The organism is Sphingomonas sp. TDK1, assembly GCF_001650735.1.
GTDB lineage: Bacteria > Pseudomonadota > Alphaproteobacteria > Sphingomonadales > Sphingomonadaceae > Sphingomonas.
The window spans coordinates 1-14,716 of the sequence record NZ_LXVY01000016.1 but is presented as its reverse complement, the minus strand read 5'-3'; the positions used below and the strand labels follow the sequence as shown (position 1 = coordinate 14,716).

At 62.3% G+C, this 14,716-nt stretch carries 17 protein-coding genes and 1 pseudogene; 11 read left to right on the top strand and 7 right to left on the bottom strand.

Translation table 11 applies throughout. From position 1 onward, the window contains the following. Positions 1-56 precede the first annotated feature (56 nt). Both A7X12_RS10135 and A7X12_RS10130 read left to right on the top strand, forming a co-directional pair. A complete protein-coding gene (locus A7X12_RS10135; RefSeq protein ID WP_064311514.1) occupies positions 57-263 on the top strand; it encodes a KTSC domain-containing protein in 207 nt (68 codons plus the stop codon). Positions 264-397: 134 nt separating this feature from the next. Beyond that, positions 398-2,512: a hypothetical protein gene (locus A7X12_RS10130; RefSeq protein WP_064311513.1), complete on the top strand. Its 2,115-nt coding sequence runs from the start codon at positions 398-400 to the stop codon at positions 2,510-2,512. 203 nt (positions 2,513-2,715) lie between these two features. On the opposite strand, the gene A7X12_RS10125 is transcribed toward A7X12_RS10130, so the two are convergent. From A7X12_RS10125 to A7X12_RS25070, 6 genes are all read right to left on the bottom strand, one after another. Further along, on the bottom strand, positions 2,716-2,955 hold the full coding sequence (locus A7X12_RS10125) for a helix-turn-helix transcriptional regulator (RefSeq protein WP_084445310.1): 240 nt from the start codon (positions 2,953-2,955) through the stop codon (positions 2,716-2,718). A gap of 90 nt (positions 2,956-3,045) precedes the next feature. After that, positions 3,046-3,168, bottom strand: a complete 123-nt coding sequence (locus A7X12_RS26585) for a hypothetical protein (RefSeq protein WP_269747812.1) — start codon at positions 3,166-3,168, stop codon at positions 3,046-3,048. Next, the gene (locus tag A7X12_RS10120; RefSeq protein ID WP_157105561.1) at positions 3,159-3,629 is read right to left on the bottom strand and encodes a hypothetical protein; all 471 of its coding nucleotides are present in this window, start codon (positions 3,627-3,629) and stop codon (positions 3,159-3,161) included. Before A7X12_RS10120 ends, A7X12_RS26585 begins: the two co-directional genes overlap by 10 nt. 265 nt (positions 3,630-3,894) lie before the next feature. Beyond that, on the bottom strand, positions 3,895-4,200 hold the full coding sequence (locus tag A7X12_RS10115; RefSeq protein WP_064311511.1) for an ogr/Delta-like zinc finger family protein: 306 nt from the start codon (positions 4,198-4,200) through the stop codon (positions 3,895-3,897). Beyond that, a complete protein-coding gene (locus tag A7X12_RS10110; RefSeq protein ID WP_157105560.1) occupies positions 4,197-4,688 on the bottom strand; it encodes a hypothetical protein in 492 nt (163 codons plus the stop codon). Before A7X12_RS10110 ends, A7X12_RS10115 begins: the two co-directional genes overlap by 4 nt. Further along, entirely contained in the window at positions 4,685-5,065 is a 381-nt protein-coding gene (locus tag A7X12_RS25070; RefSeq protein WP_084445306.1) for a transcriptional regulator, read from the bottom strand. Before A7X12_RS25070 ends, A7X12_RS10110 begins: the two co-directional genes overlap by 4 nt. Before the next feature lie 83 nt (positions 5,066-5,148). Between A7X12_RS25070 and A7X12_RS10105 the strand changes: the two genes are divergently transcribed. The 9 genes and pseudogenes from A7X12_RS10105 (at position 5,149) to A7X12_RS10070 (ending at position 13,685) form a co-directional block, all read left to right on the top strand. Next, entirely contained in the window at positions 5,149-5,556 is a 408-nt protein-coding gene (locus A7X12_RS10105) for a helix-turn-helix domain-containing protein (RefSeq protein ID WP_084445304.1), read from the top strand. Positions 5,557-5,781: 225 nt separating this feature from the next. Continuing rightward, positions 5,782-6,498, top strand: a pseudogene (locus A7X12_RS10100) (phage terminase large subunit family protein); the annotation flags it as partial. Positions 6,499-6,718: 220 nt separating this feature from the next. Continuing rightward, positions 6,719-7,624 carry a phage portal protein gene (locus A7X12_RS10095; protein ID WP_332308536.1) on the top strand — a complete coding sequence of 302 codons (906 nt, stop codon included), beginning with the start codon at positions 6,719-6,721 and terminating at the stop codon, positions 7,622-7,624. A 674-nt stretch (positions 7,625-8,298) separates the two neighbouring features. Further along, a complete protein-coding gene (locus A7X12_RS10090) occupies positions 8,299-9,135 on the top strand; it encodes a DNA adenine methylase (protein WP_064311507.1) in 837 nt (278 codons plus the stop codon). A 447-nt stretch (positions 9,136-9,582) separates the two neighbouring features. After that, entirely contained in the window at positions 9,583-9,900 is a 318-nt protein-coding gene (locus A7X12_RS25495; RefSeq protein ID WP_157105559.1) for a CU044_2847 family protein, read from the top strand. Next, positions 9,890-10,783: a S1 family peptidase gene (locus A7X12_RS10085; RefSeq protein WP_084445302.1), complete on the top strand. Its 894-nt coding sequence runs from the start codon at positions 9,890-9,892 to the stop codon at positions 10,781-10,783. The genes A7X12_RS25495 and A7X12_RS10085 overlap by 11 nt, the downstream gene beginning before the upstream one ends. A 26-nt stretch (positions 10,784-10,809) precedes the next feature. Beyond that, entirely contained in the window at positions 10,810-12,483 is a 1,674-nt protein-coding gene (locus A7X12_RS10080; protein ID WP_157105558.1) for a hypothetical protein, read from the top strand. Between the two features lie 520 nt (positions 12,484-13,003). After that, positions 13,004-13,216: a hypothetical protein gene (locus A7X12_RS10075; RefSeq protein ID WP_064311504.1), complete on the top strand. Its 213-nt coding sequence runs from the start codon at positions 13,004-13,006 to the stop codon at positions 13,214-13,216. A 10-nt stretch (positions 13,217-13,226) separates the two neighbouring features. After that, on the top strand, positions 13,227-13,685 hold the full coding sequence (locus tag A7X12_RS10070) for a hypothetical protein (RefSeq protein ID WP_064311503.1): 459 nt from the start codon (positions 13,227-13,229) through the stop codon (positions 13,683-13,685). A 310-nt stretch (positions 13,686-13,995) separates the two neighbouring features. Here the strand turns inward: A7X12_RS10070 and A7X12_RS10065 are convergent, their stop codons facing one another. Then, positions 13,996-14,640: an SOS response-associated peptidase gene (locus A7X12_RS10065; RefSeq protein ID WP_064311581.1), complete on the bottom strand. Its 645-nt coding sequence runs from the start codon at positions 14,638-14,640 to the stop codon at positions 13,996-13,998. Positions 14,641-14,716 lie beyond the last annotated feature (76 nt).

Genomic DNA, 14,716 nt, shown 5'->3' with positions numbered 1-14,716 from the left:
ATCGCAGCGGTACCAGCGAGTCGCAAGCGCAACGCCGGGCAGCCGGGATGCGTTCGATGCACATGCCGTCGAGCGTGATCCGCAGCTGGCGCCAGGACGTCCTCCGCCTCGAGCTGGAGGTTATCTTCGCCAGTGGGCGACGCTATTGCTATCAGGCGGTTCCCGAAGCGGTCGCGAACCGCCTTGTCGCAGCGGAGTCGAAAGGAAGCTACTCTAGCGGGACGTCCGCCACCGCGTTTCCCTCCGACGGGCGCGCGGCATAAAATTTCTTTAACGGCAGTGTTCTAGGCAACGCACTTAACGGATCGCGTCGGTGCGCCATGGGGCGGCCGTGGGAACCTTGGCGAAAGAGCGACGCGCAGATGGATGTCTTGTTCCCAGCGTATCGAAGGCCGGCGTGCTGACCCCGCCGTCGTTCGCCGTGGCAGTCGCCGCCGTTGCTCAGGCGCAGGTCGTGCCGCAGGCGCCGGAGATTCTGGTTACGGGCAAGCGCCCACCCGACACGGATGCGCCGCTGAGCACCATTTCCCGCGAAGAGATCGACAGCTTCGCGGCGGAAACCGCGGGCGATGTGATCGCGGCGGCGAAGCGGCGAACGCCGGGCAATGACGCACCGGTGATCGTCAACGGCCGTCGGCTGGGCGACATCGCCGACATCTCCGCGCTGCCGCCCGAAGCCATCGAGCGGGTGGAGATCCTGCCGCCCTCGGCGGGCGTCCGGCAAGGGCTGGGTGGCGGAACACCGGTGGTGAACGTCGTGCTCAAGAAGCGATTTCGCTCGCTGCAGGCGACCGGCGAGGCCAACCTCCCAAGCGAGGGCGGGGCTGGCTATGGGCGTGCCGAGCTGGGCGCGACGGCGATCCGTGGCGAGCGTCGGTCGAACGGCGCCCTGTCCGCCTCCGCACAGGCGCCGCTGCGCTATAGCGACCGCTTCGATGCAGAACTTCTTCGACAGCAGGGGGGCGCGGCGGAGCCGCAGGCGAGTCTCCGCGCGTCGAGCAAGGCGCTGGCGCTACTGGCCGGCCGGGCGCTCCCGCTCGGCCGGAGCCAGCTCAGCCTGTCGGCCAACGGCAACTGGAGCCGCAGCGAGCGGATATTAACGGGCGGCGGAGGTGCGCTCCGTGCCGATGGGGCTGGGCTCGGCGGCGCGGCCACGTTTTCGGGTCTCGCCGGCCACCATTTCTGGTCACTCGTGCTGAATGCCAGGGCGTCGCAGTCGAGCACCGAGACGCAGCGCGGCGATGCCCGGCTCAGCAACCGCTCGACCAGTGCGAGCGCGGGCATCAACGCAACCGCCTCTGGACCGCTGCTCCACCTCCCCGCCGGTTCCCTCCAGTATAATGTCAGCGCGTCCTTTTCGGGCAATAGCCTGTCGCAATCCTCGACCCTCGGCGGAGCGATGGCGAATGTCCGGCGATCGGCCAATGCGCAATTCGGCGTGACGGTCCCGATCCTCCGCCGAGGGCCGGAGGGACGGGGGCTCGGCGACCTGTACACGCGCCTGCAGGCGCAGTTCGACCGGAATACCGGCAGCACGGCGCTGCTGGGCTATGAACAGGCGATCGGTTGGTCGCCGCTGAACGGGCTCAACCTTGAATGGACCAGAGCGCGGCAGGGCCTGGGGGCGTATCAGCAATGGGCGCCCCTGACGGTGCAGCCGGACGTCCTTCTGTTCGATCCGGTCACCCAGCAATCGGTGCAGGTCGTCCAGATCCTGGGCGGCAACCCTGACCTGCGGGCACCCCGCCAATCGCGCTCTTCCCTGCGGCTGAATCTCAGCCGCCGGATGCAGGACACCGATATGTCCGTCTCCGCATATTATTCCGAGGACCGGACGGAGAACCCCATCCTGACGCCGACGCCCAGCCTGGTTTTCGAGGGTGCGTTTCCCGACCGCTTCACCCGCGTCGGCGGGCAGCTCACCCGCGTGGACGCCAGGCCCCTCAATGCGTTTCGCCAGAGCCGGCAAAGCCTGAACCTCTCGACCAGCGTATCAGGCGCGCTGGGGCACGCGCGGGAAGGCGAAGCGTCAGGGCATGCGTCCCGCGCGCGGTGGACGCTGACCGTCAATTACACGCGTCGTCTGCGCGAATCGCTGATGCTAACGCCGGTGGGGCCCGTGCTGGATCTCGCTTCCTCGCAAATCGCCGCCGGCGGCGGGGGCGGATCGCGGGACTCGGTAAACGGGCAAGCCGGCATCGGGAATGCCCGATTCGGCACGCAGCTGCGCGTCGACTGGAACGCACCATCCGTGGTGCTGGGGCAGGGCAGCGGGAGCAACGGACGATACCACCAGCCGATTCGGCTATCAGTGGACGCGAATCTCAACGTCGCTGCGAACGGACCGGGAGAGGCAGGCCGGCTGCGTCTGCATCTGACGGTGGAGAATGTGCTGGGCAGACGCCCGAGCATCACCTTTCCCGATCGCGCCACGCCCTTCGCGCTGCTGCCCGCCAGCCTGGATCCGATCGGCCGCACGATTCGTCTGTCGGTGCGAACAAAGCTGGGGTGAACCCGCGTCACGGGGGCGCCGGGCGGAGGGGATAGGAGCATCGCTATAGGATGGGGATGTGGGGACCGGTCGTAACCGGTCCCGACATGAGCAGATGGCTCCCCGAGTAGGATTCTGTATGCACTGTTTAAAGCCCTGATAATTATGTTGTATTTGAATGCGGAACGGGTGCGGGGCCCCCATTGAGGCCCCCGTGCCTTTGATCAGTGATGACCGGAGGTGCGTGTGCGGCTTTCCTTCCAGGCCTCCACTTCGCACTCCCACCAGCCAGTGCAGTTGGGGCTGAGCTGGATCTTCGCGGGAAATTCGCCGCGGCGGTGCAGGCGGTTGATGGTCGATTCGCTGAGCTTCAGCTCTGCAACGAGATCCCGCATCCGGAGAAAGCGGCCCTTGGGCCGAGCGAAGTTGCGGTCGTTCACCGCGAAGGAGGTCATTTCCGACATTGATCTGCTTTCAAAGAGGTTCGGCCGGCGCGAGCGGCGAGGGGATGGGGCGTCAAATGGCGAGCGCGGGGGCCCGGGACTGGCCGCCGATCAGCGCCGTGCCGCTTGGGCGCGGGTGAACAGCACGACCAGCTGCAGCGGCACGCTGCACAACGCCGCGCAGACGAGCAGCGTCACGAATACGGCGCGGACGGCTTTGGTGATCAGGCGCATGTCCGGCCCCCCTGACTGCAGGCAGAGCAGCGATCCTGCTCGATCCAGTGGCAGGCACCGCCTTCACCGTCGGCGCAGCGATCATGGGCCGAGCAGCCGCAGCCGCGGCAGATCCTCGGGTGGCGATGGAGGGGCTCCTCGGCGAGCTGCCAATAGACGTCCGGATCGAAGGGGAATGCCTGCAGCAGATGCGCGATCGTCGAGCGATAGAGCGCAGTTCGCCCCGGCGTTTCCAGGCGGCGAAGGAACTCCACCGCGCGGCGATGGTCGGCGCGGCTATCGATCAGCCGATCCGCCGCTTCCGCGATCGTCAGCCTGGCGGCGACCCGCCGAAGGCGCAGATAGTCCGAGGGGGTGATCCGCGGCGTCTCCGCCAGATCCGGCCACAGGCTGGGCTGCAGCACCAAAGCACGGGACATGCGGCGGCGCGCGGGTGCGGAGCCGAGCAGCGGGGCGATCATCGCAGCGCTTCCCAAATCGCGATTGCTGCCCATCCGGAGCCGATACCGGCCAGCAGGTACAGGCAGGCGCGATCGATCGGCCGGAGAATCCAGCGCGTGCGCCGACACGCTGTACTGGCGCAGGCGCCCATCCGCAGCGGGCGGGGCGAGGGGGGAGCATAGGCTTGCATCGGGATGGCTTCCTTTCAGGCAAAGCGGGGTCGTGCCCCGGCGCGCGGTTGCGCCGGGGGCGGACATTCAGGCTGGGGAAGGGGCGGCGGCCGGATCAGGTGCCGGCGGTATCGGCTACCTCGGGTGGCGCTTCGTCATCATTGGCCGGCGGGCGCGGCGCATCGTCGTTCGCCGGCTCTCGCCATCGACCGATGGGCAGGTGCAGGGCGGGGTTCGGCTTCATGCCCCGCACCACCAGGCGCACCGCGACGATCTGGACAACGAAGGCGCAGCCGCATTCATCATCGTTGCACAGCAGCCGCGCCTCGCGGATCGTGGCCGTCACCTGCTCGCTGGTGCGGCAAATAACGCCCGATCCGCATTCCGGACATACGAACAGCCGTCGTCTTTTGGTCGTCATTGGGTGCCCCGCGTGGTTGGTCCCGGCGTCGCACCGCGGCGAAAGATCGAACTGAGGCGGCGCGACAGGGAGCCGACGGCCTGCGCCGCCTCGTGCGTTTCTTGCAGCGCGCGAAGCATGGCAGCGCGGCTGGCGTTCGGCTGGCTCGCGACGAGGCTGGATGACACGGCCTCGCCGGCCTCCTTCGCGACGCCTGCGATCTCGATCACCAGCGCCTGCGGGCAAGCTGCCAGCTCGAGCGCCGCTGGATCGACCATGCGGCCATAGCATTCAAGCAACGGCATCGAAGCGCCCCCGGCAGCGACATAGGCGCGATCAAGCGCCGCAGCCTGTGCCAGGGTGGGCGTGGTCGCCGTATCGGGATCAGACCATTTGTAGATCGTCCGGTCGCCCACACCGGCGGCGTGGGCCGCGCGGCGCACGCCCAGATGATCGGCGATCTGCAAAACGGCGGCGGACCAGGTGCCGGGGACGCGAAGTTTTGTCACCCTTGGACCTCCTTGCAAGGGAAGGGGATGGGGCTCCGGTCGGCCGCAGCCGCCGGAGCCTCCGCCGCAGTGCGACCCGCGGGGGTATCGGAGAAGTGGTAGGCGTTCGATAAAGAGCCGGGATCGCACACGACGCTGCTCAATGCGGGGCGTACATGAAGGTCCTCGGGGTAGATATCGGGACGAAGGAGAGAGCGCGGCACGCCAGTGGCTTTTTCGACGCGCAGGACGTGCTCCGCAGGAAGGTGCTTCCCGTTGGCTAGCCACTTCCAGACGGCGGCTTGAGAGATGCCGCAAACCCTTGCGAGCGCGGATTGTGAGCCCGCAATCGCAACGGCTCTTTCGAGTGATTGGCTAGGAGTCAGTGAGAGATCCATGCTGCTGGCCTACAGCTATAGCATTAGGCCGTCAATCGCTAAAGCGTTATACGCTGCTACAGCTAAAGGTGTAGCGTCTCCCCATGTTTTCCTCAGAACGCTTCCGATTGCTCTTAGCCGAAAGAGGCATAAGTCAGGCTGAGCTGGGTCGCCGCATTGGCATCGCGCAAGCTACCGTGAACAAGCTTGCGACCGGTGGCGCGTATGGCACGAAGTACATTCATTCTATCGCGCGAACGCTCCGCACGTCGCCTGCGTATCTTATGGGGGAAACGGATGATCCTGCCCCCGATGCGCCGTATGTTGAGCCAGAGCGGCCGGTTCAGTTTGTAACGATGCAGGTCGCCTTACCTAGTGAGGAAGCGCTGGCCACCATGTTCCGGGCCATGCTGCGTATCCTTCCGGAGAACGCGACGGAGGACGAGCGCGCTCAAATTCTCGCTCGGCGTTTGCCAGCTGCTCTTTCGCAGCTTCGAGACCTCGCGCCGTAACCCGGTGCGGGCGCAATGCCCGTTCCCGGTGCAACTGCTCCAGTTCCCGCCACAGATCGTCTCGTAGCGCTGCGAACACCGCGCAACTCACATCGCACGTCTCGCAGCCGCGCTCGCAACCCGGCGTCAGCCGAAACATCGGCTTGCACATCACATTCGACCCTTAGACCCGTTGTTCTTGTTATGTTCAGTTAGCGCCGACGGAGATGTGTAGGAAAGTCAAAAATGTGCATGTTTACGAAGCTTTTGCGGTTCGTTCCTAAGTTGATCCGGCTCCGGCTGGTGCTGCAGGCCGAATCGCTCTATGCGCCCGACGAATTCGCCAACCTGCTGATGTGCCAGTTCGTCGATGACAGCCTCTCGGCCTTCAAGTTCAACGAACTGCAGCGGGCGACGGTCGACAGCGTCGTCGATTGGCTCGACGTGCATCCGCTGGCGGCGAAGCCCGCCGGCACTCGCGCGGTCTGGGCGGGCTATGATCCGCAAGAGAGCGAAGACGGCGACAATGCTGCGCTGGTGATAGCCCTTCCGCCCGAGGGGCCGGGCGGCAAGTTCCGCCTGTTGGAGAAGCACCAGCTGCGCGGCATCGACTACCAGGCGCAGGCCGAATTCATTTTGCAGCGGCTGTCCCGGTACAACTGCACGTACCTCGGCATCGACGCGACGGGCATCGGTTCGGCCGTCTACCAGCTCCTCCACGACAAGGTGCGCGGCTGCACCAAGATCGAATATTCGCTGGAGTCAAAGACGCAGATGGTGATGAAGGCGCAGCACAGCTTTGCGCGCGGCCGCATCGAATTCGATGCGGGCTGGATAGACCTGCAGTCGAGCTTCCTTTCGATCAAGAAGACCCTCACCGGCTCCGGCAAGGCGATCACCTTCAAGGCGAGCCGTGGCGGCGAAGACACCGGCCACGCCGATCTGGCCTGGGCGGTGATGCACATCCTGATCAACGAACCCCTGGACGGCAGCGCGCGGCCGAAGACGCGTATGGAGATAGTCGATGGCGAAGCGGAATCGGGCGCAGAGGATGTCTCGGCAGGAAACAGCAGTGGCCTCGTCTGGGGCGTTGGTGCCGGTGGCGGATCAGGACCGCTCGAATGGTCTGGCGTTCAGCTTCGGCGATCCGGAGCCGGTGCTGAACCGGCGCGAGCTGCTCGACATGGCCGAGTGCTGGCAGAATGGGCGATGGTACGAACCCCCGGTGCCGCTCGACGGCCTGGCGCGCGCGTTCCGCGTATCGCCGCACCACAGCAGCGCCATCATGCTCAAGCGCAATCTGCTGGTCGCGTCCTTCGAGCCGTCGCCGCTGCTGGGCACCGCGGCATTCGAAGCGCTGGCGCAGGACTTCCTCGTCTTCGGCAACGGCTATCTGGAGGAGCGGCGCAACGTGCTGGGCGGCGTGCTGCGCTATGAGCATGCCATCGCCAAATATACACGGCGCGGCGTCGAGCCAGGCCGGTTCTTCTATGTGCCCGGCGATCGGGACGAGACCGAGTTCGCCCCCGGCAGCGTGCACCAGGTGCGCCAGCCGGACGTGAACCAGGAGATTTACGGCCTGCCCGAATATTTAAGCGCGCTGCAGTCGGCGCTGCTCAATGAGGCCGCCACCCTGTTCCGCCGCCGCTATTATCTGAACGGCAGCCATGCCGGGTATATCCTCTACGCGACGGGGGACATCGACGAGAAGGACACCAGCGCCCTCAAGGCGGCGCTGAAGTCGTCGCGCGGGCCCGGCAACTTCCGCAACCTGTTCGTGCACGCGCCGAATGCGAAGGAGGGAAGCCTCAAGATCCTGCCGATCGCCGAGGTTGGCGCGAAGGACGAGTTCCTCGGCATCAAGAACGCTACGCGCGACGACGTGCTTGCCGCGCACCGCGTGCCGCCCCAGCTGCTGGGCATCGTGCCGGCGCAGGGCTCCAGCGGGTTCGGCAATCCGCTTCAGGCGGTCGACATGTTCTTCGACCTGGAGATCCTGCCGCTGCAGGTGCGGCTGCTGCAGTTCAATGAGCAGGCTGGGCGCGAGGTGATCCGGTTCCGTGAGCGGAAGCCGATGGCTGAAGCGTGAAGAAGGCAGTCCATCTGTGTAGGTGAGGAGCATCGGCATGGCTCCTCACCCTTAGCGAACATCAGCAGATTGAATCCTGACGGATTGTAACCTGAGAAATGTTGCCGACAGGCCTACCTAGGAGTTTGGTGACGCCGTCACATTTGGTCTCGTAGGAACCAACCATTTTCAATCCACCACCTGGCCCTACAATTGGAATGTCCGATTCGATCGGCGGGGGAGGATTCTGGAATACCGGGAACGTAAAAGACCAGTAGAATTTCGTGTAACCGGGTGGGGGTGGGAGCCAATCGTTCTCCGTTGAATACTGTTGGGCAATGGCACTTGTAGATGATGCGCAGAGCGCGAGAATGGACAATATTGCTGGGCCCTTTTTCATCATTCTCTCCTGTTATTGTTCATGCAGGTTACTCTCCCAAGTGACTGCAATTTTTGCCATAACGTATCCAAATATATCTGGATAATTTCCCAGGGGCTGCGGAGTATCGCCGATGCTGCCGACGAAACAGTGGGCCGCGAGCTGAAGTCGCTCTCGAGCGCGGACGCCTATAACGGCCGCAGGATAAATCGTTTCGCCTGCGCCTTTGAGGGTTTCCTACACTTTGGGTCCCGTGTCACCGCCGCGTTCCTCGAGATCCCGCTGGTCTGTAGTTCTACAAGAGGCAACGCCCCCGATGTTGAATGCCGTTACCCCCGTTTCTCCCGCCGCCGGCTATATAGGTGGCAAGCGTAATCTAGCTGGGCTGATCGTCCGCATCATTGAGCAGGTCGACCATCAGCTCTACGCTGAGCCCTTCGTTGGCATGGGCGGTGTTTTTCTGCGCCGCCGGCAGCGGCCCAAGGCCGAGGTGATCAACGACGTCAGCGGTGACGTCGCGACCTTCTTCCGCGTGCTGCAGGAGCACTACCCGTATCTGCTCGACATGCTGCGCTTTCGCGTGGCGAGCCGGGCCGAGTTCGAACGTCTGCGTGCGCTGCCCAGCGAGCGCCTCACCGACCTGCAGCGTGCAGCGCGGTTCCTATATCTGCAGCGGCTCGCCTTCGGTGGGAAGGTGAAGGGGCGCGTGTTTGGCGTCGATGTGACGCAAGGCGCGCGCTTCAACATCACCAAGCTCGAGCCGGTTCTCGCGGACATCCATGATCGCTTGGCTGGCGTCGTCATCGAGCAGCTGAATTATGCCGCGTTCATCGACCGCTATGATCGTGCGGGTGCGCTCTTCTATCTCGATCCGCCCTATTGGGGTTGCGAAACCGACTATGGCCAGGACGTCTTTAGCCGCGAGGACTTCGAGCGGCTCTCCGCGCAGCTCTCTGGCATCAAGGGCAAGTTCCTGCTCTCGCTCAACGACACTCCTGGCGTCCGCGAGGTTTTCAGTGCTTTCACAATGACGCCCGTCGAGACGACGTACACCGTGGGCAGGGGGAATCCATCCAAAGCGGGTGAACTGCTGATTGCGAACTTCGCTGTCGGCGGCGAAAACGCGGTATGCGACCGCGGCTTCCCACGCTGATCGAGGTGGAATTTGTAGTGATGGCCATCCTTTCGTTATTGGGCACGGGAATGGCCATTGCTCCGTGCATCCGGCGCATATTTTACTGAATCAACTGGGTGACGTCGCCACGACCGTCGCCGTGCGCATTGCTTCCGCCTTCATTTTATAGCTGCTGCTTCCCGCATGGGTCGGTGGGCTTCAACTGGGAACGAAGCCGTCGTTCACATGCGGCAGGTTGAGCGTCAGCTCGTGTCAGAAGCCAATTTATCGCAACCGCCCCCTTGCATAATATCTTTGATTGCTGGGGCCATTCCTTCAGCGCGTGAGCGAGCTGTCGAGGTGCGACAGCTAAAAATGCAAAATTTTTTTTGTAACATCTTGCCTTTCGGCGCGCACCGATAGATTAATTCGAAGGTAACGATTTCAGAGAATCATAATTTTCAGTTTGTGACTGGAGTACCGGTCATGCCGCATATTGCGACCTATCTTGCCTCGGATGGTTCCGAGATTAAGGTTGAAGTCGATCCTGCATTAATTGGTGGCGGTTACGCGCAGGCTAGTTCTGCCGAACAAGTTGCTGCCAAACTTATGCCGCTAGGAGAGGCACTTAACCCCATCGTTACAATGCTAGATTCTTTGATTACAAGATTTCGGGCCACTTCAGGCAATCCGACCGCCGTGGAGATAACGGTTGGTCTTAAATTCTCTGTCGACGGCAATATCATTGTCGCGAAGGCATCGGCTGAAGGTAATCTTCAGATCAAGATGACCTATGGCGGTTGACGCGCTTCGCGCCGCGTCATGTCGGATCATCTCGGATCGAGGAGCGATTGTCGGAACAGGCGTAGTGCTCGATGAGTACCACATTCTCAGTTGTGTCCATGTTGTCCACGGAAAACAAGCGCGGACTGAGGCTGCGAAAGGGGGGATGATCAAGCTATCTCTTGCCTCTACGCCCGATAAACATGTGATTGGCGAGCTAGTACTACAAGGATCTGCAGAGACTCCGGTGGAGGATTTTGCATTGATTGAAGTCGCAGAGAGCCTTGTCGATGCTGCACCTCCGTTGTTGATCAATGAGATCAACCGCGGGCACCGCTTTGATGCCTTTGGCTATCCCGTCGGATGGGAGAGGCAAGGTAACGCCGCGCATGGCATAATCGGACTGGTGAATGCCGCCGGTGCAATTCAATTGAACGGTGACGCGGATGGATTTCCGATCCGAGCGGGTTTCAGCGGTGGGCCCGTGTGGGACCGGCTCGCTGGCGGCATCGTCGGTATCGTAACGGGGAACGCGGCGGACCCACTTCACGATCCGCGCATCGGCTTCATGCTTCCGATCGGCGCTTTTCTGAAGCGGTGGTCAGGCGGGAGCAGCGACCGGTTGGTACGCAAATTCGACCACGTGGAGTTTCAGGCGCTGCTAGGCGAGCTCGACGGGCCAGAAAGCGAGGCTCGGGCTGCGGCCTACCTCGGCCGACTGCTGCCCGTGTTCCGGGACGCTGGCGATGATCCAGTTGCGCGGTATTGGATTTACCAGGCCCTCGGCAACGTGGGCGGGTCTAGGGCGGGCGCGATCCTGCACAGTGCGGCGGTAACTGAAACCCACGACTTCGCGCAATTTGGAGCAATGGAAGCGTTGGAGATCTTGGGGCGAACAGGCTGAACGTAAAAGCGGAAGGATGAGCGGATATGAAATACGTTCTTCAGACTTTAGCGCTAATCGCGTTGAGCCTTCTGCCTGCTTGCCAAAACACGGACGGAGGTGCCAATACATTAGAGCCGCGAAATATCAACGCGGGGGCACTAGTGGCGCCGATTCTAACGGACGCGGGTGTAGTCACCACGAATTATCCCGCCGAAGGGAGAGTTCCGATCTATATTCTTCCCGAAAGCCATGACTCGCTCCAGCAACAGCGCGAGCAGGCGCTGATCCTCGTACGACTACAGCGTAAGCTCGGTATTTCGACCATCGTGCTGGAAGGCGCGACGGAAATCACAGAACAGCCGAAAAGGATGGACGTCGACGCGGTCTACGGGATGTTTACCGAGGGTGACCTTAGCAGTGCTGAGTTCTTGGCGGCTGGTTTTGGTGTGCCTCTCACCGCGGGTGAAACCAAAGAGGGGTACGCGGTCGAAGCGCCTAAGGGATCGCTCTGCCACACCGTAGCAGATATCGCGTATCTCGACGCTCTTTTGGACGCCAAAGAGGATGCAGAGAAGGTCAAAGCGATTAAGGCTCACCAGGAGAATGTCCGAAGCAAGCTCGATGCGATGGATACGGAAAATGCGGCCTTGTTGCGCGACCTGAACAAGCCGGGAGCACTTGACTGCCCGGGATTCGCAAACAAAGGGAGGGTAATAACGACCAAGACAAATGCCATCTTGGCGGAGATCGTTCCGCCGTCGAGCCGCTTCGGTCCAATGTTCATCCGCAACTGCCCGGCGACGCAAGGCAGGAATGATTTCTCGCAGATCGAGAGCGAACTCGACGATGTGGGCACTTTGACCTCGCTCACCGACCAGTTGCCGGAGGGGTTGGTCGATGAGCAGAAAAAATACCTCGAACAGTACCGTGCCTTTCTACAGTCGCGCGCCGATGCGACCCACCTAATGGCAGAACGCGCCATCACCGCCGCAAAAAGCGCGTCAGCGCCGGTAATCATGATCATCGGAGCGGCGCACGAGGGTGGGACAGTGACGGCGCTCCGCGAAGCGGGTGTGCCCTTCGCAGTGATTGCGACTATAAGTTTGAAGGCGGAGGGGGACAGCGTTTCGCCAATCGGAACGTCGCTGAGTCCGGGCGAGTACGACCGTAAGATGAAAGCCTACCCCGCTCGCAACAGCGCGGTAAATCGGATCCTGTACGCCGAAGGCAAAATCGCCAAACCTGTTTGTTCGAAGACGCGCAAGAAGCCGCCGCCTTCGATCTACCAGCGGTGGGCGCTGCGAAAGGCTGACGTTTACGACTTGTCGCGCCGCTTCGCTGATGCCGCGCTTTCGGGCGATGGGTCCACGCCACCCCCGCCCCCGCCGCCGGGATGGGCGAACGGCTCGGCTTCGATTGACCCTTCAGGCGCGCGGTTCAACCGAGGTGCTAATGGTCGCCTGCTTGGGATAGCCTTTCCGCTGACAATCACGGCAGGAGGAGCCGAGCCCGAAAAAACGGTGTGGATGTATGTCGAGAAGCGCGACGCCTCTACTGATAAAGAAATCGATATTGAGGCGCGCCTCAAGGAAGATGTGATTGAGGGTCGCAAGCTTGGCGAACAGGCGAAGATAGTGTTCCTCTCCAGGAACCTGAAGGCGAGAACATATGAGACCTCCGCCGAACTCGAGAGAATGGAGAAGCTCTCACAGCAATGAAGCTCTCGGATGCAGGCGTTTATCGGAATTGCCTCCGGCTCCAGGCGTTTTGAATGTGCGGCCAAAGCTCACTATCGAGCGCGATCCGCTTCCCTCGATGCCGGAGCGATTCGCGCATCCATCGCGGGGACTGAGATTGGCATGCTAGCGCTGAATGGCAAAGGTTGAGGCGCCTTGCTGCTAGACCTCTTCTCGCTGAAGATGGCGACTTGTATCGGAAGCTGTCCTTCAAAAATTGACCAGCCAACTACGGACTCTGGTCGTCAGCTGCTAGCCGCGGGACTGCGATGATCGGCTGCATTTGCAAGAGGCTTATCCGAACTGAACGACCCTGAAATGAGGCGCTTGCTGCCAGGACGAACGCTGCCCCGCCTACGGCGCAGGCTCGGTCAAAACCAAAAAATGGGACAACCGGGGCGAGGCATGGCGCCAACGATACCGCCTTGCCTCGCGTTCTTTATTTGTTCTAACTGACGGCACGCCGCTGAGTTGGCGATTCGACAGCTACAGGAGCTTGAGCATGGAGCATGACCTCCGGCTGCGTGCAGTTGCGCGCGCGATTTACGATGCGTGCTATCCGAGCGAGGAATGGACACCGGTCGGTTTCGAGGAGGCGGAGCGGTTTAAGACGATCCATTATCGCCAAGCGGTCGGTGCAGCTCAGCAGGCGCGCAGTGTGCTGAACGACAAAACCGTACAGCCCTCGCTGTTCGCGGAGCAGGGGTGCGCCTGAGGCGAGCGGAATGGATCCGATAGAGAAAACGAACTGGCTGGCGCACCGCTGGCCGATCGAGCTCGAAGCTTATTCCTATGGTGAGTGGCTCATCCATGTGGGGAGGGTGGAGGGGCACCGGTTGGTGCAAATGGCCTCTGCCGCCGAGTACGAGGCGTGGAAAGCTGCGCACCGGCCGATCTGCCTGGCGCGCTTCATCGCCAGCCGCCGTGAGCTGCATCCAGCGGCTGCTGTGGTCTTTGCGGGCAAGTATCGACTTGGTCGGATCCCGCCGGAACTGTGGTGCGGGTATGACGCAACGCTGTTGATCGATGAGCCGCCTGCCACGCTGCTGTCTGCCAAGGCGCGCGCGATGTTTCCGGCCTGGCCAGGTGCGCTGGTACGAGTGCTCCCCCAGGCACAGCTGCCGACCCTTGGCCTTCAAAAGGCGGCAGACGCGGCAGGACCGCGTCTGAGGCTGGTGAGCTGATGGCGCGCTATGATGCGGATGGCGGGCAAGTGCCGAGCACCTTGTTTGAGGCTGCGGCTTTCCACCGGTCGGTGCGAGCAACGTGCTTGCGGTGCGGGCATATGGGAGTGTTCCACGCGGCTGCGCTGTGGCGCCTGTTCGAGCGAAAGCAATGGCCGAGCATGTTGGTCGATGCAGAGGCTCGCCTCCGCTGCTCGGCTTGTAACAACCGAGGAATATCGATCAAGCTCACCCGAGAGCCGCCGACTGTAACCAACCTGCCGTTGCCCAGCGACGTGGAATGGCGCCGAGCGGTAAACCGCTTCCGAGCCTAAAGCAGCGCCGCTTGACCGTCCCCGGCCTTTCGTTTGGACCAAGGTTCGCCGGTGCGGTCCATGACGATCAGGTCGTTCGGAAAGCAGCGTGCCTGAAAGCGCGCGATCTCGTCAAAGCTGCCATGCAGCCAACGAGCATATTCGTCGCGATGTAGAAGCACTGGCATGCGATCGTGCACCGGCCGGATCGCTTCGTTGCAGTCGGTCATGAGGCCGGAATAGACAGGGCCCCATTCGGCGCTGTCCCGCCACAAGCCTGCCCAGGCGAAGATGGGCTCATCCTTTATACTGAACCAGGTGCGGGTCTTTGATCCCTTAGGCCCTTCGGCTTCCGCGAAGCCAGTTAGCGGGATCAGGCAGCGCCACTTGGGCTTCCGGGCCAAGCCAACCCACATGCCCTTGTTCAAGTCGGCGATGTTGTTGACTGGCTTCGGTTTCGCCGTCGGGCTCATCGACTTCAGTCGCAGCGGAAAGCCCCAGACCATCGACTGCAGTGTCCGGACACCGCTTACCTCGCGCACGACCATCCCAGGGTAGCCGGGATACACTTCCTCGCCGGCATTGGACTGCGCCGGAGTGAGGACGCCGAACTGGGCGGCGACTTCCGCGGCGGATTTGCGCAGGCGGTAGAGGTTGCAGATGTGGACGGCCCCTCGCTTGTAGGACACTAGCAGATTTCTGACCCGATTGCTTGCTATCAGATGTCCGGCCTGTTTA

Excerpts from the sequence above, each read along its gene's own strand:
- A7X12_RS10095 (WP_332308536.1), top strand. The coding sequence starts at position 6,719 with ATGGCCGAGTGCTGGCAGAATGGGCGATGGTACGAACCCCCGGTGCCG.
- A7X12_RS10105 (WP_084445304.1), top strand. The coding sequence starts at position 5,149 with ATGTTTTCCTCAGAACGCTTCCGATTGCTCTTAGCCGAAAGAGGCATA.
- A7X12_RS25070 (WP_084445306.1), bottom strand. The coding sequence starts at position 5,065 with ATGGATCTCTCACTGACTCCTAGCCAATCACTCGAAAGAGCCGTTGCG.
- A7X12_RS10090 (WP_064311507.1), top strand. The coding sequence starts at position 8,299 with ATGTTGAATGCCGTTACCCCCGTTTCTCCCGCCGCCGGCTATATAGGT.
- A7X12_RS10125 (WP_084445310.1), bottom strand. The coding sequence starts at position 2,955 with ATGTCGGAAATGACCTCCTTCGCGGTGAACGACCGCAACTTCGCTCGG.
- A7X12_RS25495 (WP_157105559.1), top strand. The coding sequence starts at position 9,583 with ATGCCGCATATTGCGACCTATCTTGCCTCGGATGGTTCCGAGATTAAG.
- A7X12_RS10115 (WP_064311511.1), bottom strand. The coding sequence starts at position 4,200 with ATGACGACCAAAAGACGACGGCTGTTCGTATGTCCGGAATGCGGATCG.
- A7X12_RS10120 (WP_157105561.1), bottom strand. The coding sequence starts at position 3,629 with ATGATCGCCCCGCTGCTCGGCTCCGCACCCGCGCGCCGCCGCATGTCC.
- A7X12_RS10070 (WP_064311503.1), top strand. The coding sequence starts at position 13,227 with ATGGATCCGATAGAGAAAACGAACTGGCTGGCGCACCGCTGGCCGATC.
- A7X12_RS26585 (WP_269747812.1), bottom strand. The coding sequence starts at position 3,168 with ATGCGCCTGATCACCAAAGCCGTCCGCGCCGTATTCGTGACGCTGCTC.
- A7X12_RS10135 (WP_064311514.1), top strand. The coding sequence starts at position 57 with ATGCACATGCCGTCGAGCGTGATCCGCAGCTGGCGCCAGGACGTCCTC.
- A7X12_RS10080 (WP_157105558.1), top strand. The coding sequence starts at position 10,810 with ATGAAATACGTTCTTCAGACTTTAGCGCTAATCGCGTTGAGCCTTCTG.
- A7X12_RS10075 (WP_064311504.1), top strand. The coding sequence starts at position 13,004 with ATGGAGCATGACCTCCGGCTGCGTGCAGTTGCGCGCGCGATTTACGAT.
- A7X12_RS10085 (WP_084445302.1), top strand. The coding sequence starts at position 9,890 with ATGGCGGTTGACGCGCTTCGCGCCGCGTCATGTCGGATCATCTCGGAT.